The sequence below is a fragment of the Streptomyces pratensis genome (assembly GCF_016804005.1).
GTDB lineage: Bacteria > Actinomycetota > Actinomycetes > Streptomycetales > Streptomycetaceae > Streptomyces > Streptomyces pratensis_A.
In genome coordinates this window covers 6160623-6181168 of sequence record NZ_CP051486.1, presented here as the reverse complement: position 1 = coordinate 6181168, position 20546 = coordinate 6160623, and the positions used below count along the sequence as shown (strand labels likewise).

Annotated in this window: 19 protein-coding genes; 13 read left to right on the top strand and 6 right to left on the bottom strand. The window is 71.8% G+C overall.

Annotated elements, in window-relative coordinates:
- Positions 1-136 precede the first annotated feature (136 nt).
- Positions 137-1390: a hypothetical protein gene (locus HED23_RS25580; RefSeq protein ID WP_203185727.1), complete on the top strand. Its 1254-nt coding sequence runs from the start codon at positions 137-139 to the stop codon at positions 1388-1390.
- Here HED23_RS25580 and HED23_RS25575 read toward each other — a convergent pair.
- Positions 1347-2606 carry a glycosyltransferase 87 family protein gene (locus tag HED23_RS25575; protein ID WP_203185726.1) on the bottom strand — a complete coding sequence of 420 codons (1260 nt, stop codon included), beginning with the start codon at positions 2604-2606 and terminating at the stop codon, positions 1347-1349. The two genes, HED23_RS25580 and HED23_RS25575, sit on opposite strands and share 44 nt — an antisense overlap.
- A gap of 77 nt (positions 2607-2683) precedes the next feature.
- Here HED23_RS25575 and HED23_RS25570 point away from each other — a divergent pair, with 77 nt between their 5' ends.
- Positions 2684-3826, top strand: a complete 1143-nt coding sequence (locus HED23_RS25570) for a glycosyltransferase family 4 protein (protein ID WP_203185725.1) — start codon at positions 2684-2686, stop codon at positions 3824-3826.
- Positions 3827-3881: 55 nt separating this feature from the next.
- On the opposite strand, the gene HED23_RS25565 is transcribed toward HED23_RS25570, so the two are convergent.
- Positions 3882-5678, bottom strand: a complete 1797-nt coding sequence (locus tag HED23_RS25565) for an AMP-dependent synthetase/ligase (RefSeq protein ID WP_203185724.1) — start codon at positions 5676-5678, stop codon at positions 3882-3884.
- A 280-nt stretch (positions 5679-5958) separates the two neighbouring features.
- Here HED23_RS25565 and HED23_RS25560 point away from each other — a divergent pair, with 280 nt between their 5' ends.
- The 6 genes from HED23_RS25560 (at position 5959) to HED23_RS25535 (ending at position 10947) form a co-directional block, all read left to right on the top strand.
- Positions 5959-6768 (top strand): metallophosphoesterase family protein, encoded by an 810-nt coding sequence (locus HED23_RS25560; protein WP_203185723.1) that lies wholly within the window; start codon positions 5959-5961, stop codon positions 6766-6768.
- A 120-nt stretch (positions 6769-6888) separates the two neighbouring features.
- Complete coding sequence (locus HED23_RS25555; protein ID WP_203185722.1) at positions 6889-7338, top strand: SRPBCC family protein; 450 nt, start codon at positions 6889-6891, stop codon at positions 7336-7338.
- Positions 7339-7342: 4 nt separating this feature from the next.
- Positions 7343-8524, top strand: coding sequence for an ArsA-related P-loop ATPase (locus HED23_RS25550; protein ID WP_203185721.1), 1182 nt, complete (start codon positions 7343-7345; stop codon positions 8522-8524).
- An 80-nt stretch (positions 8525-8604) separates the two neighbouring features.
- A complete protein-coding gene (locus HED23_RS25545) occupies positions 8605-9096 on the top strand; it encodes a DUF5304 domain-containing protein (RefSeq protein ID WP_203185720.1) in 492 nt (163 codons plus the stop codon).
- Positions 9097-9171: 75 nt separating this feature from the next.
- Positions 9172-10113: an ROK family glucokinase gene (locus tag HED23_RS25540; protein ID WP_203185719.1), complete on the top strand. Its 942-nt coding sequence runs from the start codon at positions 9172-9174 to the stop codon at positions 10111-10113.
- A gap of 72 nt (positions 10114-10185) precedes the next feature.
- Entirely contained in the window at positions 10186-10947 is a 762-nt protein-coding gene (locus HED23_RS25535) for an endonuclease/exonuclease/phosphatase family protein (RefSeq protein ID WP_203185718.1), read from the top strand.
- A gap of 330 nt (positions 10948-11277) precedes the next feature.
- Here the strand turns inward: HED23_RS25535 and HED23_RS25530 are convergent, their stop codons facing one another.
- Both HED23_RS25530 and HED23_RS25525 read right to left on the bottom strand, forming a co-directional pair.
- On the bottom strand, positions 11278-11949 hold the full coding sequence (locus tag HED23_RS25530) for a hypothetical protein (RefSeq protein ID WP_203185717.1): 672 nt from the start codon (positions 11947-11949) through the stop codon (positions 11278-11280).
- Positions 11942-12721 carry an alpha/beta hydrolase gene (locus HED23_RS25525; RefSeq protein WP_203185716.1) on the bottom strand — a complete coding sequence of 260 codons (780 nt, stop codon included), beginning with the start codon at positions 12719-12721 and terminating at the stop codon, positions 11942-11944. Before HED23_RS25525 ends, HED23_RS25530 begins: the two co-directional genes overlap by 8 nt.
- Positions 12722-12936: 215 nt before the next feature.
- On the opposite strand from HED23_RS25525, the gene HED23_RS25520 reads away from it, so the two are divergent.
- The 5 genes from HED23_RS25520 to HED23_RS25500 all read left to right on the top strand — a co-directional run bounded on the left by HED23_RS25520 (position 12937) and on the right by HED23_RS25500 (position 17925).
- Positions 12937-13656, top strand: a complete 720-nt coding sequence (locus HED23_RS25520; RefSeq protein ID WP_203185715.1) for a lysophospholipid acyltransferase family protein — start codon at positions 12937-12939, stop codon at positions 13654-13656.
- A gap of 59 nt (positions 13657-13715) precedes the next feature.
- On the top strand, positions 13716-14933 hold the full coding sequence (gene macS, locus HED23_RS25515) for a MacS family sensor histidine kinase (RefSeq protein WP_203185714.1): 1218 nt from the start codon (positions 13716-13718) through the stop codon (positions 14931-14933).
- Positions 14930-15622, top strand: a complete 693-nt coding sequence (locus HED23_RS25510; RefSeq protein ID WP_203185713.1) for a response regulator — start codon at positions 14930-14932, stop codon at positions 15620-15622. The genes macS and HED23_RS25510 overlap by 4 nt, the downstream gene beginning before the upstream one ends.
- Positions 15623-15790: 168 nt before the next feature.
- On the top strand, positions 15791-16828 hold the full coding sequence (locus HED23_RS25505) for a 6-phosphofructokinase (RefSeq protein WP_203185712.1): 1038 nt from the start codon (positions 15791-15793) through the stop codon (positions 16826-16828).
- Positions 16829-16920: 92 nt separating this feature from the next.
- Positions 16921-17925 (top strand): 2-hydroxyacid dehydrogenase, encoded by a 1005-nt coding sequence (locus HED23_RS25500; protein WP_203185711.1) that lies wholly within the window; start codon positions 16921-16923, stop codon positions 17923-17925.
- Here HED23_RS25500 and HED23_RS25495 read toward each other — a convergent pair.
- Together HED23_RS25495 and HED23_RS25490 are read right to left on the bottom strand one after the other, a co-directional pair.
- Complete coding sequence (locus tag HED23_RS25495) at positions 17922-18470, bottom strand: hypothetical protein (RefSeq protein ID WP_203185710.1); 549 nt, start codon at positions 18468-18470, stop codon at positions 17922-17924. The two genes, HED23_RS25500 and HED23_RS25495, sit on opposite strands and share 4 nt — an antisense overlap.
- Before the next feature lie 74 nt (positions 18471-18544).
- Positions 18545-20494, bottom strand: a complete 1950-nt coding sequence (locus HED23_RS25490; protein ID WP_203187631.1) for an anthranilate synthase family protein — start codon at positions 20492-20494, stop codon at positions 18545-18547.
- Positions 20495-20546 lie beyond the last annotated feature (52 nt).

The window sequence follows — 20546 nt, the reverse complement described above, 5'->3', positions numbered from 1 at the left end:
CGACGGGCCGCCGCGCACACCACCGGCGACGGGCAGGTCGTCCATGCCCCCTGCCGACGGGCGCCGGTGCGCCGTGCCCCTGCCGGCGTGACGCCCGTCTCCTCGGCCGCCCGCGTCTGACCGTACGATCGGCCCGATGGCTGTTCGAACGCAGGACGCGCGGCGGGAGCGCACCCGCAGACGGAGCACGGCGGGCGCCGTGCTCGCCGCTCTGCTGATCGCGCCCGCGTGCGCCGCCCCACGGGAGGCCCCCACCGGGATCACCGCCCAGGAGGTCGGCGCCACCCTGGAACGCCGCGCCGCAGCGGTCATGGGGCACGACACCGCCGCGTACCTGGCGGCGCTCGACCCCAGGGCGGCCTCCTTCCGGGCGGCCCAGAGTGCCGAGCTCCGCAACCTCGCCGACGTACCGCTTGAGTCATGGGCGTACGAGGTGAAGGACGTGACGGGCGAGGGAGGGGACCGGGTCACGGCGGAGGTCGAACTCCGGTACCGGATCAAGGGCTACGACAAGGCCCCCATGTCCTCCTCCCGCACGGTGGAGCTGGTCCGCCGCGACGACGGCCGCACCTGGTACATCTCCGCCGACCGGGCCGCCGACGGCGCCCCGGGGCAGCTGTGGGAGCAGGGTGACGTCGACGTCGTACGGGGCACGCACAGCCTGGTCCTCGGGGTGGGCCGCCAGGCGGCGGAACTGCGCCGGATCGCGGCCACCGCCGACGCCGCCGTCCCCGCCGTCACCGGGGCATGGCCGGAGCCCTGGGGGGAGCGGGTCGTGGTGATCGTGCCCGAGTCGGTGGAGGACATGGCAGGACTCCTGGACTCACCCGCGGCCAGCTACCGGGGCATAGCGGCCGTCACCACCGGCGAGGTCGGCGGCGGCGGCCGGGCGCCCGCGGACCGGGTGATCGTCAACCCGCAGGCCTACGGAATGCTCGGTGACTTCGGGCAGCGCGTCGTCCTCACCCACGAGACCACCCATGTCGCGACCCGGGCGCACACCTCCGCCGCCACCCCCGTCTGGCTCTCGGAGGGCTTCGCCGACCGGGCCGCCTACCGTCAGGAGAGCCGCACGGCCCCCGAGGTCGCGCCGGAACTCGCCGAAGCGGTCAGGAGCGGTGATCTGCCCGCGCGGCTGCCGTCCGACGAGGACTTCGGCTTCGGCGAGGACGCGGCGAAGCTCTCCCGGGCGTACGAGGGCGGCTGGCTGGCCTGCGAGCTGATCGCGAGGGACTGGGGCGAGGAGGAGCTGATCGCCTTCTACAAGGCCGTGGGGAGCCGTTCGGAGCGTGACGGGGCCGTGGAGCAGGCCATGCACACGGTGCTCGGGACCACCCCCCAGGACTTCACGGCGCGCTGGCGGGAGTACCTGCGCGCCCGTCTCGGCTGAGCCGCTCCGCCGGACGCCCCCGCCCGGCGGACGGCACGGTGTCCCGCCACAGCCGCCGCCCGGCCCCGAGCGTCGCGGCCACCAGCAGACCGTTGCGTACGGTCATGAGCGCCACGCCCTCCGCGTCGCTCGCCACCACGTGTGCGAAGCCGAGCGGGAACTCCAGCAGCGTGACGGCGGTGGCCACCAGGACCAGGCACGCGGGCCGGGTCATCCGGCTGCCCCGGAACACCAGGCAGACCGCGGCCAGCCCGAGCGGCCACACCATGTACTGGGGGCTGATGACCCGGCTGGTCACGGTGAACAGCAGCACCGCCGTGAACGCCGCGTCCGCCGGGGTGTGCACCGCGAACGTACGGGCCCGCAGCCGCCACACCAGCAGCCATCCGAAGGCGAGCACGCTCAGCGCCAGGGCCAGTGTGCTCACCAGCGCCACATGCGGGCCGGCGAACTCCATCGAGCCGTAACGGAGCTCGACCCGGCCCTCCCAGCCGAACTGCCGGGCCACATGGAAGACCAGCGCACCCAGCGACTCGATCTCCAGCCCCCGGTCCCGCTGGAACGTCAGGAAGGCGAACGCGCCCGGCAGCACCACCGCGGCCACCAGGGCCGACACGGCGGCCGTCACCGCCGCCGCCGACCAGGACCTGCGGGTGTCCCGGCCCCGGGCGGTGCCCACGAGCAGCAGCACCGGCCAGACCTTCAGCAGCGTGCCGAAGGCGGCCAGCGCTCCCAGCGCGCGGGGACTGCGCACACCCGCCAGCAGAGCCGCCACCGCGACGGCCGTCACCATCAGGTCGTAGCGGGCGTACACGGTCGGCCCGAGCAACGGCACACCCACCACCCACAGCCATGTGCCCGCGCCGCGCATGCCCGGCCGGCCTCCCGCGTACAGGAGCAGTCCGAACACCAGTGCGTCACACAGCAGCACGAGGACGAAGAAGGCAGAGGCGTACTCCAGGAAGGGCAGCAGATCCGGGGAGAGCACGGCGAGCGCTGCGGCGGGCGGATACTGCCAGGTGACGTCGTCGAGCGGATACGAACCGGCGCGGAGCACCTCGTACCAGCCCCGGTAGATCACCGAGACGTCGCTCGTGACGTCAGGCCCGGGCACCGTGAACACCTTGAAGACGCAGAGCAGCAGCACCGCCCGGGTGAGGCCCCACACGGCGAGGGACAGAGCCCGGCCGCTCGCACCTGTCCTGACGACCGTCATGCACGCCATGATGCAGGCCCAGGCTGTGCGGGAGCCGTCAGGCAGGGCCGTCGGGCCGCCCGGTACTGTCGGCGGCGATGGACAAGACGCTGATCGTGACGAACGACTTCCCGCCCCGCCCCGGTGGCATCCAGGCCTTCCTGCACAACATGGCCCTGCGCATGGACCCGGAGCGGCTCGTCGTCTACGCCTCCACCTGGAAGCGCGGCGCGGAAGGCGCCGAGGCCACCGCCGCCTTCGACGCCGAGCAGCCCTTCACCGTCGTACGCGACCGTACGACGATGCTGCTGCCCACCCCGCGGGTCACCCGACGGGCGGCCGGGCTGCTGCGCGAACACGGCTGCTCCTCCGTGTGGTTCGGTGCGGCGGCCCCCCTGGGGCTGATGGCGCCCGCGCTGCGCAGGGCCGGCGCCCGCCGCCTCGTGGCCACCACGCACGGCCACGAGGCGGGCTGGGCCCAACTGCCCGCGTCCCGGCAGCTGCTGCGCCGCATCGGCGAGGGCACCGACACGATCACCTACCTCGGTGAGTACACCCGGTCCAGGATCGCCGCCGCGCTCACCCCGGAGGCCGCCGACCGCATGGTGCAGCTGCCGCCGGGCGTCGACGAGAAGACCTTCCACCTGGCCTCGGGCGGCGACCGCGTGAGGGCGCGGCTCGGCCTCGCGGACCGGCCCGTCGTCGTATGCGTTTCGCGGCTCGTGCCGCGCAAGGGGCAGGACACCCTCATCCTGGCCATGCCGGCGATCCTGGCGCGGGTGCCGGACGCCGTCCTGCTCGTCGTGGGCGGCGGCCCGTACGCCGGGCAGCTGAAGAAGCTGGCGGCCGAGACCGGTGTCGAGGACTCCGTGCGCTTCACCGGACCCGTGCCCTGGGAAGAACTTCCCGCGCACTACGGCGCCGGCGACGTGTTCGCCATGCCCTGCCGCACGCGGCGCGGCGGACTCGACGTCGAAGGCCTCGGCATCGTCTACCTGGAGGCGTCGGCGACCGGGCTGCCGGTCGTGGCCGGTGACTCGGGGGGTGCCCCCGACGCAGTGCTCGACGGCGAGACCGGGTGGGTGGTGCGGGGCGGCTCCGCCGAGGACTCCGCCGACCGGATCGTCACCCTGCTCGGCGACCCGGAGCTGCGCCGGCGCATGGGGGAGCGGGGCAGGGCGTGGGTCGAGGAGAAATGGCGCTGGGACCTGCTCGCCGAACACCTGAAGACGCTGCTCTGAGCATGCGGGAGGGCCCGCACCGTCACGGTGCGGGCCCTCCCACATACGTCCGGGGTCAGCCGCGGTAGATCGACTCGACCTCGTCCGCGAAGTCCTTCGCCACGACGTTGCGCTTCAGCTTCAGCGACGGCGTGATGTGGCCCGCCTCCTCGGTGAACTGCGCTGCCAGGATGCGGAACTTGCGTACCGACTCCGCCTTGGACACCGCCGCGTTGCCGTCGTCCACCGCCCGCTGCACCTCGGCCAGCAGCTCGGGGTCCTCGCGCAGCGAGACCGCGGTCGAACCGGCCGGCTTGCCGTTCTCCTCGGCCCAGCGGGAGAGGAACTCCTCGTCGAGGGTGAGCAGCGCGCCGACGAACGGGCGCCCGTCACCGACCACCATGCACTCGGCGACCAGGGCGTGCGCGCGGATCCTGTCCTCGATCACCGCGGGGGCGACGTTCTTGCCGCCCGCCGTGACGATGATCTCCTTCTTTCGGCCCGTGATCGCGAGATAGCCGTCCTCGTCGAGCGTGCCGATGTCACCCGTGTGGAACCAGCCGTCGGCCAGCGCCTCGGCCGTCGCAGCCTCGTTCTTCCAGTAGCCGGTGAAGAGGTGCTCGCCGTGCAGCAGCACCTCGCCGTCGTCGGCGATCCGGACGACCGAGCCCGGCAGCGGCTGGCCGACCGTGCCGATCTTCTGCCGGTCCCACGGGTTGAACGCCGTGGCGGCGCAGGTCTCCGTGAGGCCGTAGCCCTCGAGCACCGTGAAGCCGATGCCGCGGAAGAAGTGGCCGAGCCGCTCGCCCAGTGGTGCGCCGCCGGAGATCGCGTACTCGCCCCGGCCGCCGAGCACGGCCCGCAGCTTGCCGAACACCAGCTTGTCGAAGACCTTGTGCTTGATCTTCAGGCCCACCGAGGGGCCTTCCGGCGTGCCCAGCGCGCGGCTGTACGCGATCGCGGTGTCGGCGGCACGGTCGAAGATCTTGCCCTTGCCGTCGGCCTGGGCCTTGGCCCGCGCCGAGTTGTAGACCTTCTCGAACACCCGCGGCACACCGAGGATCAGCGTCGGCCGGAAGGAGGCCAGCTCGTCGGTGAGGTTCTTGATGTCCGGCACGCAGCCGAGCTTGATCGGGGCCATCACCGAGGCGACCTCGACCAGCCGGCCGAAGACGTGCGCGGTGGGCAGGAACAGCAGGACGGAGCACTCGCCCGTACGGAAGAGGGGCTTCAGCCGCTCCACGATGTTGCCGCACTCGGCGAAGAAGCCGCGGTGCGTCAGCACACAGCCCTTGGGGCGGCCCGTGGTGCCAGAGGTGTAGACGATCGTCGCCGGGTCGTCGGCCTTGGCGCTCACCATGCGCAGGTCCAGCGTCTCGTCGGAGACTCCCGCACCCGCGGCCACGAGCTCGTCGACGGCGCCCCGGTCGATCTCCCAGACGTGCTGCAGGCCGGGGAGCCGGTCCCGCACGGCGGTGACGGACTCGGCGTGGGCGTCGCTCTCCACGAGGACCGCGACGGCGCCCGAGTCGCCGAGTATCCACTGGACCTGCTCGGGCGAGCTGGTCTCGTACACCGGCACGGTGACGGCGCCCGCGCACCAGATCGCGAAGTCCAGCAGGACCCACTCGAAGCGGGTGCGCGACATCAGCGCGACGCGGTCGCCCGGCTGGATACCCGACGCGATCAGGCCTCTGGCGGTGTCTCTGACCTCAGCGAGGAACCGGGTCGCCGTGACGTCCGTCCAGACACCGGCCACCTTCCGGCTCATCACCGCGACATCGGGATGCTGAGCGGCGTTGCGGCGGATGAGATCCGTCAGGTTGCCGTCCGTGGGGACCTCGTACAGGGCCGGAAGGCTGAACTCGCGCAAGACTGCTGCTCCTCATCGGGCTCCGGTTCCACGGCTCTGTGCGACGTACCGGATCGGTCCAAGACTGGCAGATGCTCAGTGGGGTGAGCACGACTGGACTGGCGGGACGTTACCCACCGGTACTCGGTTCCGGAAAGGGGGATCCGGCCAGATGTCTTATGCATCACACATATCGGTGGTACTTCGGCGCACATTAGTCCACCCGTGTCCCTATCCGGAAGTAATCGCAGGTCCGGCGGCCTCTACCCAGAGCGGCGCGCGGCGACCTAGGGTGATCCGCATGCGAGCCGGCACACCGCACAATCAGCACACAACCCCCACTCGGCGGACACGCGTGCACGTGGTCAGCGACGTGCACGGGAACGCGGAGGCGCTGGCGCGCGCCGGCGACGGCGCGGACGCCCTCATCTGTCTGGGTGACCTGGTCCTCTTCCTCGACTACGCCGACCATTCGCGCGGCATCTTCCCCGACCTGTTCGGAGTGGCCAACGCCGACCGCATCGTCGAGCTGCGCACCGCGCGCCGCTTCGAGGAGGCACGCGCCTTCGGCCGCGAACTGTGGGCCGGCCGGGACCGCAACGCGGCGATCCTGTCCGCCGTACGCAAGCAGTACGCCGAGATGTTCGCGGTCATGCCCACCCCGACCTACGCCACGTACGGCAACGTGGACGTGCCCGCGCTCTGGCCCGAGTACGCCAATGCCGGTACCACCGTGCTGGACGGCGAACGCGTCGAGATCGGAGGCCGGGTCTTCGGGTTCGTGGGGGGCGGCCTCAGGACTCCCATGAACACCCCGTACGAGATCAGCGACGAGGAGTACGCGGCCAAGGTCGAGGCGCTCGGGCCGGTGGACGTCCTGTGCTCGCACATCCCGCCGGACGTCCCCGAGCTGACGTACGACACAGTGGCCCGGCGCTTCGAGCGCGGCAGCCGCGCGCTCCTCGACGCCATCCACCGGACCCGCCCCCGCTACGCGATTTTCGGCCATGTCCACCAGCCCCTGGTCCGGCGGATGCGGATCGGCGTCACCGAATGCGTCAACGTCGGCCACTTCGCCTCCAGCGGTCGCCCCTGGGCCCTGGAGTGGTGAGCGACACGACCACCGTCCCGGGGCCGGGGCGCGGACGGGAGGGCCGTCGGCACGCGATAGCCTGCACACGGCAGGCTTCTGCCGAACGCGACCGGTACACCGCACTGGAGGGCCACGGCGATGGCTGAACACACCAGCTCGAGCATCACGATCGAGGCGGCACCGGCCGACGTCATGGGAGTGATCGCCGACTTCGCCCGCTATCCGGAATGGACCGGAGAGGTGAAGGAGGCCGAGATCCTGGCCACGGACGACCAGGGCCGTGCCGAGCAGGTCCGCCTCGTCCTGGACGCCGGAGCGATCAAGGACGACCACGTTCTCGCGTACACCTGGAACAGTGAGTACGAGGTCGGCTGGACCCTCGTGAAGTCCCAGATGCTGCGCGCGCTCGACGGCAGCTACGCGCTGGCACCCCTGGGCGACGGCGACCGTACCGAGGTCACCTACCGGCTCGCCGTCGACGTCAAGATCCCGCTCATCGGAATGATCAAGCGCAAGGCCGAGAAGGTCATCATCGACCGGGCCCTCGCCGGGCTGAAGAAGCGCGTCGAGTCCGTCCCGAAGGCCTGATCACGTGCGCACGGTCCTCGTCACCGGCCCCGGCGGCGCAGGCCGTACGACCGTCGCCGCGGCGACCGCGCTCGCCTCGGCCCGCAGCGGCCGGCGCACCCTCCTGATCTCCGCGGACGCGGTGCCCGCCTTCCCGGCGGGCACCGCGCCCACCGAGGTCACCGAGCGGCTGGCCTGCGCCCGTATCGACTCCGCCGCCCACTTCCGTGACGAGCTGCTCGACCTCCAGGACCGGGCGTCCGGGGTGCTGGACCTGCTCGGAGCCAACCGGCTCGACGGTGAGGAACTCACCGAACTGCCGGGCAGCGCACAGCTCGCCTTCCTCCACGCCCTGCGCCGGGCGGCCGGGGGAGACCGGGCGGAGGACGGCCACGAGGTCCTCGTCGTCGACCTGCCCCCGCTCACCGAAGCCCTCGCCCTGCTCGCCCTGCCAGGACAGCTGCGCCGTTATCTGCGCCGCCTCCTGCCCCGGGAACGCCAGGCCGCCCGTGCCCTGCGCCCGGTCCTCGCCCAGCTCGCCGGCGTCCCCATGCCCGCCCAGTGGCTCTACGAGTCCGCCGCCCGCAAGGACGCCGAACTGGCCGCCGTCGAGGCACTGATCGAGGACGGCGCGACCACCGTGAGGCTGGTCGCAGAACCCGGACGGGCCGGCGGCGAGGCGCTGAGCACCGCCCGTACCGGACTCGCCCTGCACGGACTGCGCGTCGACTCCGTCGTGGCCTCCAGGGTCCTGCCCCGGCACTCGGCCGACCCCTGGTTCGCCGATCTCGCCGCCCGGCAGGAGAAGTGCCTGGACCACTGGCACCAGGAGTGGGCGCCCGGAACCTCCGTGCGTGAGACCGCCCACCTCGGCCGCGAGCCCCGCACCCTGGAGGACCTGGACCTCCTCGCCGAGACCTGCGCACCGGACGACCGGGCGCCGGGACACGCCGGGGACCCGTGGTGGACCGAGGACGCCGGCGACGGCGTCATCGCCTGGTGCCTGCCGCTGCCCGGGGCCGTCAAGGAGGACCTCAAGCTGGTCAGGCGCGGCGACGAACTGCTCCTCACCGCAGGGCCGTTCCACCGGATCCTGCGTCTGGAGTCCGCGCTGCGCCGCTGTACCGTCTCGGGGGCCGCGCTGACCGACGGCGTCCTGCGTGTCCGGTTCACACCTGACCCCGGGCTCTGGCCTCGGACACAATGAACGGCGTACCACCGTTCGGGTAACGTCGGTAGTACGTGGCTCGCACGGCCACGCAGACAATCGCGTCGCAGGAGTCCGCCATGAGTGAAGCCACCGATCGTCCCGTCGACGACGACGCGTGGGCGGAGGCCTGCGCCGAGGACCTCGAAGCGGAGAAGGCCCGCCGCCGTGCCCAGTACGGACAGCAGCCGGGTTCCGCCGCCGAGGAGCTGCGCAAACTGATCGACGCGGTGGCCGACAAGGTCTCGTCGCTCCAGTCGCCGCTGCTCGGCATGGCGGCCCAGGGCACCGTCCAGCAGGTGATCCGGCAGGCCAAGTCCGCCGTCGAGCCCGTCATCGACCGCAATCCGGAACTGTTCGACCATCTCGCCGCCGCGGGGAACGAACTCCTCGCCGCCTACCGCTCCGCCGTCGAGGGCCAGGAGGGCCGCTGGACCCGGGGCACCGAGGGCGCCGGAGGTACCTCGGGCGGCACCGGAAGCACCTCCGGTCCAGGGAAGAAGGCGGCCGAGGACCCCTCGGACCCGCGTGACGAGGGCACCGGCGGCAGCGAACACATCGACCTGGACTGACCCTGGGCAGGAAATACCCGTCCCCGGCTCGGGTACGGTTGGCCGTAGCGGGGCTCGACCGAAACTGAGGGATTCATGGGACTCACCATCGGCGTCGATATCGGCGGCACGAAGATCGCGGCTGGAGTGGTCGACGAAGAGGGCCGGATCCTCTCGACGTTCAAGGTATCGACCCCGCCGACCGCCGAAGGCATCGTGGACGCGATCAGCGCCGCCGTGGCCGGAGCGAGCGAGGGACACGACGTCGAGGCCGTAGGCATCGGCGCGGCCGGATACGTCGACGACAAGCGCGCCACCGTGCTCTTCGCCCCGAACATCAACTGGCGCCACGAGCCGCTCAAGGACAAGGTCGAGCAGCGCGTCGGCCTCCCCGTGGTCGTCGAGAACGACGCCAACGCGGCGGCCTGGGGCGAGTACCGCTTCGGTGCCGGCCAGGGGCACGACGACGTCATCTGCATCACGCTCGGCACCGGCCTGGGCGGCGGCATCATCATCGGCAACAAGCTGCGCCGCGGACGCTTCGGAGTGGCGGCGGAATTCGGTCACATCCGGGTCGTCCCGGACGGGCTGCTCTGCGGCTGCGGAAGCCAGGGCTGCTGGGAGCAGTACGCCTCCGGGCGCGCGCTCGTCCGGTACGCGAAGCAGCGCGCCAACGCCACCCCGGAGAACGCCACGATCCTGCTCGGGCTCGGTGACGGCACGGTGGAGGGCATCGAGGGCAAGCACATCAGTGAGGCCGCCCGGCAGGGCTGCCCGGTCGCCGTCGACTCCTTCCGTGAGCTGGCGCGCTGGGCCGGAGCCGGACTGGCCGACCTCGCCTCCCTCTTCGACCCGTCCGCCTTCATCGTCGGCGGCGGCGTCTCGGACGAGGGCGAACTGGTCCTCGACCCGATCCGCAAGTCGTTCCGGCGCTGGCTGATCGGCGGGGAGTGGCGCCCGCACGCGCAGGTCCTCGCGGCCCAACTGGGCGGCAAGGCCGGCCTGGTGGGCGCGGCGGACCTGGCTCGCCAGGGCTGACCCCACCCCAGCACGTCCGACGCCCGTCGCGCCCTCCGGGGAGCGACGGGCGTCCGTCGTATCGTGCCTCCCATGGTCACGATGCCGATGCCCTTGCCCGACTCCCGTACCGAGCCGGACGGTTCGGCCGTCATCCGGGTGCTCAGCTACAACGTCCGCTCACTGCGTGACGACACCGAAGCGCTGGCCCGCGTCATCCGCGCCTGCGCCCCCGACCTGGTGTGCGTCCAGGAGGCCCCGCGCTTCTTCCGCTGGCGCAAGGCCGCGGCCAGGCTCGCGGCCATGACCGATCTGGTGATCCTCAGCGGCGGGGCCACGGCAGCCGGGCCCCTGCTGCTCTGTTCGCTGCGCGCCACCGTCGAACGCACCGAGGACGTCCTGCTGCCGCTCACTCCCGGGCTGCACCGCAGGGGTCTGGCCACGGCGGTCGTACGGATCGCCGGTGCGCGGCTCGGTGTCGTGAGCTGTCACCTGAGCCTGCAGCGGGAGGAACGGCAGGCCCAGGCGGGGATTCTGCTGGACCGGATCGGTGCGATGGACGTCCCGCACGCCGTCGTCGCCGGCGACCTCAACGACGTACCGGAAGGGGGTGCCTTCCGGCGCCTGGCCGGGCGGCTCCAGGACTGCCGGGTCGTGCGGCCGTGGGGCGGCGAGCTGACCTTCCCGCCGGACGCGCCGCGCAAGCGGATCGACGCGGTGTTCGCGACCGGCGGTATCGAGGTGCTCGGCTGCGGCGTCCCCGCGGACCTGCCCGGAGTCACCGACGCGGACCTGAGGGCGGCCACGGACCATCTGCCCGTACTGGCCGCCCTGCGGGTGCCCGCAGGCGGCTGAGCCCCGACGGGACATCCGCGGCGGGGAACAGCCGTGCCCACCGCGCCCTGGGCGGTCCGTGCCGCGCCCGGGGCGGGACGACTGCGCCGCGCCCCGGGCGGGCCGCCCCGCCGTGCCCCGGGCCGAGCGCTTCCGCCGTGTCCCGGGTGGTCCGTGCCGCGCTCGGGTTCGTATGATCGTGCCTCGCCGGGGTGGGGCGATTGCGTAGAGCCGGGCTCACACGACCGCGCCCGGGGTGGGCCGTGCCGGGCCCCGAGGCGGGACGACTGTGCCGTGCCCCAGGGCCGGGCGTTCCCGCCGTGCCCCGGGCGGTCCGTGCCGCGTCCCGGGTCAGACGACCGCGCCGCGCCCCGGATCGTCGTCCTCTTCGTCGTCGTGGGGCATGCGTGCCACCAGGGTGGCGAAGCCGCCCAGGAATCCGCCGATGGAGAGTGTGGTGAGCCACCACGTCATCTCCCACTGCATCAGCACCGCGATCAGCATCAGCACCGGGCCGCCGACGACCGCGAGCCAGGCGAACTTCGCCGTCACATCGGCCTCGGGGAGCGGCGGCGGCTCCGGCGGGACGAAGTGCCCCTCCTCGCCGTCGTCCGGATCGTCGATGCCGTTGTCCTTGGGCTCCTCCAGGGCGTAGTCGCGCGGACCGGCGACCCCGGGGGCGAACACCACCGAACCGCCGAGCGGCTTCTTCTCCGGCGGCCCACCGGGCGCCTTCTCGCTCACGCCCTTGTCGGCGTCGTCGCCCGCCCCGGACTCCGGGGAGGGGCCCAGGACATTGAGCTGGTCGTTCTCCAGCAGGGCCAGGTCCTCGATCGACTTGAACGGCTTGGCGCCCGGCGGGTCCGGCGGTTCCTCGCCGTACCCCGCGACGATCGCCTCCCAGGCCGCGGCCTCGTCGAGCGGCCTGGCCCCCTCCGCGCCCTCGGGCACGGCCGTTCCCTCCGTGGGGCGCGGTTCGCGCTCCTCGTCACTGCCCGCGCGCTCCGCGTCGTGCTCAGCCACCGGACGTGCTCCCCTTCTTGCCAGCGTCGGTTGCGAGGCGGCCGATGAACCGGTAGCTCTCGTCGAAGATCCGCCCCGCATCGTGGTCCAACGTCGCGACGTGGTAGCTCTGTTCCAGGAGGATCTCGTCGACGTCCCTGGACGAGACCCGGCTGAGGATCCGCGCCGAGTCGGCCGGTGGCACGACATGGTCCTGCGGGCTGTGCAGAAGCACGATCGGCTGGGTGACCTGGGGCAGATCGGCGTCGACCAGACGGAAGAACGCCCGCACGGAATGCGCGGCGTGCAGCGGTACCCGGTCGTAGCCGACCTCCTCGGCACCCTTCAGGGCGATGTCGCTGGTCAGCCCCTTCGTCGTCCGCACCACGTGCCGGGCCACCGGCAGGGCGTACGCCGACAGGCCGTGCACCTTGTTCGCCGGGTTCACCAGCACCAGGCCCGCGATCTCGTCACCGTGTTTCGCGGCGAGGCGCAGCGCCAGGGCCCCGCCCATGGAGAGGCCGAAGACGAAGACCTGCTCGCACTGTGCCCGCAGCGCCCGCAGCTCCCGGTCCACCTCCGCGTACCAGTCCTGCCAGCCCGTGACCACCATGTCCTCCCAGCGCGTCCCGTGACCGGGCAGCAGGGGGAGGGACACGGTCAGACCGCGCTCCGCGAGGTAGTCCGCCCAGGGGCGCAGCGACTGCGGCGAACCCGTGAATCCGTGACAGAGGAGGACGCCGACCTCTCCGCCCTCGTGGCGGAACGGCTCGGCTCCAGGGAGGACCGGCACCGGGGTCTCCTGTTCATGAAGCGGGGCGGGGTGCGGGGGGTGTGCGAAAGGATTACTTCACCGTACGCGACCGGACCGACACCGACCAGGGCCGTCACGGCCCCAGCGGCCGCCACCTGCACGGGCTCCTGTGAGGGAGACCTCCCGGAGCGGGCGAGGAGGGCTCCGGTCCCACAGGCTAAGGTCTGTCGGACGGCACACGAGAGGCACCCGAGTTGATCTACGGCGCAATGAAGTTCTCCATCGGCGGGTCCCTGAAGCTCGCGTTCAGGCCGTGGGTGGAGGGTCTGGAGAACATCCCCGCACACGGGCCGGCGGTCCTCGCTAGCAACCATCTGTCGTTCTCGGACTCCTTCTTCCTGCCGGCCGTCCTCGACCGGAAGGTGACCTTCATCGCCAAGGCGGAGTACTTCACCGCACCTGGGGTGAAGGGCAAGCTCACCGCGGCGTTCTTCAAGGGCGTGGGGCAGCTCCCGGTGGACCGCTCCGGCGGCCGCGGTGCGGGCGAGGCGGCCATCAAGGCGGGAATCCAGGTGATCGAGAGCGGCGGGCTCTTCGGCATCTATCCGGAGGGCACCCGGTCACCCGACGGACGGCTCTACCGTGGCAAGCCCGGAGGCCTCGCCCGGGTGGCCCTCGCCACCGGTGCGCCCGTCATCCCCGTAGCGATGATCGACACGGAGAAGATCCAGCCGCCCGGCCAGGTGGTGCCCAGGATGATGCGGCCCGGCATCAGGATCGGCAAGCCGCTGGACTTCAGCCGCTACCAGGGCATGGACGGCGACCGGTTCATCCTGCGCTCGGTGACCGACGAGGTGATGTACGAGATCATGAAGCTCTCGGGCCAGGAGTACGTGGACATCTACGCGACCGCGGCCAAGCGGCAGATCGCCGAGGCCGCGAAGAACAAGGGGACGGAGCGGTCCGGCGCATAGGGGCGCCGTCGACCGCCCGGAGCGGGCAGCATGACAGGGCGGGAACCGGGGGAGGGGCCATGGCCGCGCGTGAACGGGTCGTACGGATGTCGGTCGAGCAGCCGCTGTGGCGGGCGCTGACCGCGTACCGGGTGCTGACGCTGATCTACGCGGCGCTGCTCGCGGGGCTGGGACGCGAGAAGTTCGAACGGCCCTGGGTGGCCGTCGTCTTCCTGGCGTTCCTCGCTGTCTGGACGCTCGTCACCCTCCCCAGGGTGGCCAACGCGGCCAGCTGCACCAAGCGCTTCCTCGGCATGGACCTCACCGTCGCCCTGGCCGGGATCATGCTGACGCCCCTCGCCGACTTCGACGCCCAGCACATGGACGGCCCGACGCTCCCGTCGATCTGGACCGCGGGGTCCGTACTCGCCTTCGCACTGAAGGGCGGCTGGCGCTGGGCGGCCTTCGCCTCCACGCTCGTCGCCGCCGCCAACATCGTCGAGCGCGGTGAACCCAGCAAGGACACATTCCACAACGTGGTGCTGGTATGGGTCGCCTCCATCGCCATCGGCTACGTCGTCGAGGTGGCCCGGGCCAGCGAACGCACCCTGGCGCGGGCCCTGGAGATCGAGGCCGCCACCCGGGAGCGGGAGCGGCTCGCACGCGACATCCATGACAGCGTCCTCCAGGTGCTGGCCATGGTCCAGCGACGCGGCACGGCCCTGGGCGGGGAAGCCGCTGAGCTCGGCCGGATGGCCGGGGAGCAGGAGGTCGCCCTGCGGACCCTGGTCTCCAGCGGCCTGGTGCCCCCGACACGGGTCTCCGAGGACAGTGCGGAGGGCGCGGTGGTCCGCGCGGTGGACGCCGACGCGACGGAGAGCGCCGAGTCCGATCTGCGCGCCCTGCTCGCCGTGCACGCGGGTTCCCGGGTCAGCTTCGCCGAGCCCGGGGCCCCGGTGCTGCTGGCGGCCGGCGCCGCGCGCGAGCTCGCCGCCGCCGTGAGCGCCGCGCTGGACAACGTCAGGGTCCACGCCGGGCCTGACGCCCAGGCCTGGATCCTCGTCGAGGACGAGCCGGACGCGGTGATCGTCACGGTCCGGGACGACGGCCCGGGCATCCCGGAGGGCAGGCTCGACCAGGCGGAAGGGGAGGGCCGGCTGGGCGTCGCCCTGTCGATCCGCGGCCGGCTGCGCGATCTGGGAGGCACAGCAGAGCTGATCTCGGTACCCGGCCAGGGCACCGAGGTCGAGTTGAAGGTTCCGAAGGTTTCACGGGGGAAGGCAGGACCGGCCCGATGAGTACACCGAACACGCAGGCGTCCGAGGAGCGGGCCATCAGGGTGATGGTCGTCGACGACCACCCCATGTGGCGCGACGCCGTTGCCCGCGATCTGACCGAATCCGGGTTCGACGTGGTCGCGACCGCGGGCGACGGCCCGGGAGCCGTCCGGCGGGCCAGGGCAGCCGGGCCCGACGTCCTGGTGCTCGACCTGAATCTGCCGGGGATGCCAGGTGCCCAGGTCTGCAAGGAGCTCGTCGGCTCCCACCCGGGGCTGCGCGTCCTGGTGCTCTCCGCCAGTGGCGAGCACGCCGATGTCCTGGAGGCCGTGAAGTCGGGCGCCACCGGCTATCTGCTCAAGTCGGCCAGCACCCAGGAACTGACGGACGCCGTGCGCGCCACCGCGGCCGGTGACCCGGTCTTCACGCCGGGCCTCGCCGGGCTGGTCCTCGGCGAATACCGCCGGCTCGCCTCCGACCCCGCACCCGCGGCCCCCGACCAGCCCAAGGTCCCCCAGCTCACCGACCGCGAGACGGAGGTCCTGCGGCTGGTGGCCAAGGGACTCTCGTACAAGCAGATCGCCGAGCGTCTGGTCATCTCCCACCGGACCGTGCAGAACCACGTCCAGAACACCCTGGGCAAGCTCCAGCTGCACAACCGGGTGGAGCTCGTGCGTTACGCCATCGAAGCCGGCCTCGACGACGTCTGAGCCACAACTACCCCTTGAAGCAGTGGAATTGACCATCCGACCCATCCCGGAGTGACCTGGGTCACCATTAGCGTGGCCTTCGGCTCCTTCATTCGGCCGTGCCGGTCCGAACCCGGCACGGCCCGATGAGTGCGTCCAGCGAGCTCACCTCGGCGAAGGGATGCTTCCATGCGGGTCGGAGTACTGACCGGGGGCGGCGACTGCCCCGGGCTCAACGCGGTCATCCGCGCCGTCGTCCGTAAGGGCGTACAGGAGTACGGCTACGACTTCACCGGCTTCCGGGACGGCTGGCGCGGCCCCCTGGAGGGCATGGCCGTACCGCTGTCCATACCGGCGGTGCGCGGCATCCTGCCGCGCGGCGGCACGATTCTCGGCTCCTCCCGGACCAATCCCTTCGACGCCGAGTACGCCGGCCAGGGGGTCCGCCGAATCAAGGACAGCCTTGCCGCGCACGGGATCGAGTCCCTGATCGCCATCGGCGGCGAGGACACGCTCGGCGTGGCGGGGAGGCTGTCCGACGAATACGGCGTCAAGTGTGTCGGCGTCCCCAAGACCATCGACAACGACCTTTCCGCCACCGACTACACCTTCGGCTTCGACACCGCCGTCGGCATCGCGACCGAGGCCATCGACCGGCTCCACACGACGGCCGAATCCCACATGCGGGTACTCGTCGTCGAGGTGATGGGGCGGCACGCGGGCTGGATCGCGCTCCACTCGGGCCTGGCCGGCGGGGCCAACGTCATCCTCATCCCGGAGCAGCGCTTCGACACCGATCAGGTCTGCGAGTGGGTCACCTCCCGTTTCAGGGCGAGCTACGCGCCGATCGTCGTGGTGGCCGAGGGCGCGGCGCCCGCGCAGGGCGAGATGATCCTCAAGGACGACACCCACGACTCCTTCGGTCATGTCCGGCTCTCGGGTGTCGGTGAATGGCTGGCCAAGGAGATCGAGCGGCGCACCGGCAAGGAGGCCAGGACGACCGTCCTCGGCCATGTCCAGCGCGGCGGCACACCGAGCGCCTTCGACCGCTGGCTGGCCACCCGCTTCGGGCTGCACGCCATCGACGCGGTTCACGAGGGCGTCTCCGGTGTGATGGTCGCCCTCCAGGGGACGGACATCGTGCGGGTGCCGATCGCGGAGGCGACGGCCCGCCTGAAGACCGTCGACCCGGCCCTGTACGCGGAAGCGGGGGTCTTCTTCGGCTGACTCGTCCCCGGCCCGCTTCGGCCGGGCGGCGCCCCGGGGGCGCGGGCCGTATATTCGCGAGGACCGGCCCCACCCCTCAACCGGGAGACGTCGTGGAAATCCTGGCATTCGGTGTGCAGTCCGACGAGAAGCCCCTGATCGAGAAGGCCTTCGCCGGCCTGCACGATGTCCGCTGCCTGGACGTCTTCCTCACCGAGGACACCGCTCCGATCGCCGCCGGCTACGAGATCATCTCCACCAGCGTCAACGCCGACCTCGGCAGCCAGGTCCTGCAGACCCTCGCGGCGGGCGGCACGCAGATGATCGCCCAACGCTCCACCGGCTTCAACAACATCGACCTGGACGTCGCCGAACGGCTCGCCCTGCGCGTCGCCCGCGTCTCGTACTACTCCCCCTACTCGGTCGCCGAATTCGCCTGGACCCTGGCGATGGCCGTCAACCGCCGTATCGTCCGCGCGGTGAGCCGCACCCGGGACTTCGACTTCCGGCTCGACGGGCTCCTCGGCCGCGACATGCACGGCCGCACGGTCGGCGTGGTCGGAACGGGGAAGATCGGCGAGGCGTTCACCCGGATCGCCCACGGTTTCGGCATGGATCTTCTCGGCTGGGACATCGCCGAGAACCCCGAGTGCACGGAGCTCGGGATGACCTACGTGGACAAGGAGCAGCTCTTCGCCGAGGCGGACCTGATCAGCCTCCATGTGCCGCTGCTGCCGGCCACCCAGCACATCATCGGCGCCGACGCGCTGTCCGTGATGAAGGACGACGCGATCCTGGTCAACTCCAGCCGGGGCGGCCTCGTCGACACCCGCGCACTCGTCGCCGAGCTGCGGGCCGGCCGGTTCACGGGTGTCGGGCTCGATGTCTACGAGGCCGAGGCGGGGCTCTTCTACGTCGACAAGTCCATGGAGGGCATCGACGACGACACCCTTGCCCGGCTCGTCACCTTCCCCAACGTCATCGTGACCTCACACCAGGCCTACTACACGCGTGACGCCGTGGGGCAGATCATCGACGCCACCGTGCAGAACGTCACCGACTACCTGGCGGGCCGGTGCAGCGACAACTTCCTCGTCCCGGCGCTTCCCGCCCGCTAGGGTCTCCCGTCCGGGTCGGACGGGTCCCCGGCGTGATCCTTCAGGAACACGCCCGCGTACGCCGCTGCCTCCTCCTTCGTCCCGCAGGCGGGACTCCCGTCCGCCGCGCCGTGTACACCGTCCGCGCCTCGCCCCCTCCACAGCCAGCCGCCCGACGAGGGTTCACGGAAGAGCTCGGCCGTCCCTCCGAACAACTCGACGGCGCCCGCCTCCGCCGCTGCCGCCGGCCGGCTGACGGCATCGGGCCATTTCTTGCGGGCTCCCTGCCGTGTCATGCCCCAGGCCGCTCCCAGCTGTTCGTAACTCGCCCCGTAGGAGCCGGCTGTCCGCGCCGCCCGTTCCGTCAGCCGCGCGACCGCCGAGTCCACCACCTTCCAGCCCGCGAGGACCGTCAGTGAGACATCGACGGGATCCGCCTCCCACATCTGGTCCTCGGGCAGCTCCGTGGCACGGGCGCGCAAGGCCGACGCGAGTGGGTCCAGGGCCTCGCAGAGGGACTTCTCGAGTGCGGTCAGTTCGGTACGGGTGACCTCGTTCGCTGCCATGTCGACAACTTTAGTTACCGAAATCTCTGATGGCAACCAAAGTTGTCGACTGGCATATGCCGTTTTTGGTGCCTTCAGCCGGCCACCGGCAGCGCCGCCAGCAGCCCGGTCAGGATCGTGGCGCCGCGCAGCGTCAGTACCGACTCCGGGTGGAACTGCACCGAGGCGAAGCCCCGGCCCCGCAGCGCGTGGAGCTCCCCGGAGGCCGCGTCCCGGCTCACCTCGATCCCGTGCGCCCCCAGCTCCGTGGCCGCCGCCTCGTCGCAGAGCGCGGTGAAGCTGTTGTAGAAGCCGACGGTCTCGGGCCTTCCGAACAGGTCGATCCGGGTCTGCGCCCCCTGGTACGGCACGGTCTTCCGCGCGATCTCCATGCCCAGCTCCGCCGCGATCAGTTCATGGCCGAGGCAGACGCCGAGCAGCCCATGACGGTGTTCCCGCACGAGCTCGGCGGCCAGCCCTCTCAGCAGCCGCATCTTCGGATCGGCCGTATCGCCCGGATCGCCAGGCCCCGGCCCCAGCACCACGGGCCCCTCGTGCGCCCGCAGGGTCTCGCCCAGCCCTGGCTCGTCGTAACGGCGCACCGACACGGTGAGGCCCGAGGAGCGCAGCAGATGCGCCAGCATCGCCGTGAAGGTGTCCTCGCCGTCCACCACCAGTGCGTGGCCGGACAGGTCCCGCGTCCGCTCCTGCATCCTCAGCCAGAAGGGAGCGAGTCCGCCACGCCGGTCGTCCAGCGCGGCCTGAACCCGCGGATCGGAGGCAAGGCCCGGACGGTTCGCCTCCGACTCGGGGCGGCCCGGCCGGACACCGAGCGCCGCGAGCACACCGGCTGCCTTGGCATGGGTCTCGGCGACCTCGGCCGCCGGGTCGGAGTGGCGGACGAGGGTCGCCCCCACCGGTACGCGCAGCCGGCCGGCCTCCGAGATGTCGGCGGTACGGATCAGGATCGGCGAGTCCAGTGTCTGCGCCCCACCCGGCTCCCGGCTCACCAGTGCCAGGGCGCCCGCGTAGTAGCCGCGTCCCCCCGGCTCGTAACGCTCGATGACCCGGCAGGCGTTCTGGACGGGGGAGCCCGTGACCGTCGCCGCGAACATGGTCTCCTTCAGGACCTCCCGCACATCCAGCGAGGAGCGCCCGCGCAACTCGTACTCCGTGTGCGCGAGGTGGGCCATCTCCTTCAGCCGGGGGCCGACCACGACACCACCCATGTCGCCGACGGTGCACATCATCTTGAGCTCCTCGTCGACCACCATGGAGAGCTCCTCCGTCTCCTTGCGGTCACCGAGGAAGGCCAGCAGGCTCTCTGCGGTCGGCCCCTCGGGCGGGTACCGGTAGGTCCCGCTGATCGGGTTCATCACGACGGTCCCGCCCGACATCCGCACATGCACCTCGGGGCTGGCCCCGACGAGCGTCCGTCCGCCCGACGCCGCCCGCCGCCCCGGTGAGGAGGCCACGCCGGCCGCCCCGCTCCCCGTGTGCACGACGAACGTCCAGTACGCCCCGCGCTCACCGGCCAGCAGCCGGCGGAACAGGGCCAGCGCGTCCGCGCGGCCGAAGCCGGGGATCTCGCCGGTGAAGGTCCGCCGGATCACGAAGTTCGCGCCCTCGCCCTGCCCGATCTCGTCCTCGATGACCCGTCGGACGATGTCCGCGTACTCCTCGTCGGGGACGTCGAAGGCGCCGTCCTCGACCCTGACGTCGTGGCCGGGCAGCTGCGCGAGCACATCGGCCAGCGGCAGCTCGTAAGCCTCCCCGGCGACCAGCACGGAGAGCGGGGTGCCGTCGTCCCGCACGTCGAAACCGCGCTCGGCGATCTGCCGGAAGGGCACCAGGGCCAGTGAGGGCAGCTCACCCACCGGGATGTCGGCGAGCCGGTCCACGTCCCGTACCTCGCCGATCAGGACCTCGACGGTGTCGTGGTCCCGGCCGGGCGTGCGTCTGCGCAGCAGCGCGAAGGGGGGCGCGTCGTCGCGGAGCAGGGCGGACAAGAGGTCGACGGCGCGGTGGGGCACGGTCTCGGGCATGCGCTCGGGCATGGGCGTTCCTTCCTGATGGAGGAACGGCTCCCGGCTCCGT

What these genes read in the sequence shown, in the direction of transcription:
- HED23_RS25535 (WP_203185718.1), top strand. Translation starts at nt 10,186, where the DNA reads ATGGTCACGATGCCGATGCCCTTGCCCGACTCCCGTACCGAGCCGGAC.
- HED23_RS25555 (WP_203185722.1), top strand. Translation starts at nt 6,889, where the DNA reads ATGGCTGAACACACCAGCTCGAGCATCACGATCGAGGCGGCACCGGCC.
- HED23_RS25570 (WP_203185725.1), top strand. Translation starts at nt 2,684, where the DNA reads ATGGACAAGACGCTGATCGTGACGAACGACTTCCCGCCCCGCCCCGGT.
- macS (WP_203185714.1), top strand. Translation starts at nt 13,716, where the DNA reads ATGGCCGCGCGTGAACGGGTCGTACGGATGTCGGTCGAGCAGCCGCTG.
- HED23_RS25545 (WP_203185720.1), top strand. Translation starts at nt 8,605, where the DNA reads ATGAGTGAAGCCACCGATCGTCCCGTCGACGACGACGCGTGGGCGGAG.
- HED23_RS25505 (WP_203185712.1), top strand. Translation starts at nt 15,791, where the DNA reads ATGCGGGTCGGAGTACTGACCGGGGGCGGCGACTGCCCCGGGCTCAAC.
- HED23_RS25510 (WP_203185713.1), top strand. Translation starts at nt 14,930, where the DNA reads ATGAGTACACCGAACACGCAGGCGTCCGAGGAGCGGGCCATCAGGGTG.
- HED23_RS25580 (WP_203185727.1), top strand. Translation starts at nt 137, where the DNA reads ATGGCTGTTCGAACGCAGGACGCGCGGCGGGAGCGCACCCGCAGACGG.
- HED23_RS25495 (WP_203185710.1), bottom strand. Translation starts at nt 18,470, where the DNA reads ATGGCAGCGAACGAGGTCACCCGTACCGAACTGACCGCACTCGAGAAG.
- HED23_RS25490 (WP_203187631.1), bottom strand. Translation starts at nt 20,494, where the DNA reads ATGCCCGAGACCGTGCCCCACCGCGCCGTCGACCTCTTGTCCGCCCTG.
- HED23_RS25560 (WP_203185723.1), top strand. Translation starts at nt 5,959, where the DNA reads ATGCGAGCCGGCACACCGCACAATCAGCACACAACCCCCACTCGGCGG.
- HED23_RS25540 (WP_203185719.1), top strand. Translation starts at nt 9,172, where the DNA reads ATGGGACTCACCATCGGCGTCGATATCGGCGGCACGAAGATCGCGGCT.
- HED23_RS25575 (WP_203185726.1), bottom strand. Translation starts at nt 2,606, where the DNA reads ATGACGGTCGTCAGGACAGGTGCGAGCGGCCGGGCTCTGTCCCTCGCC.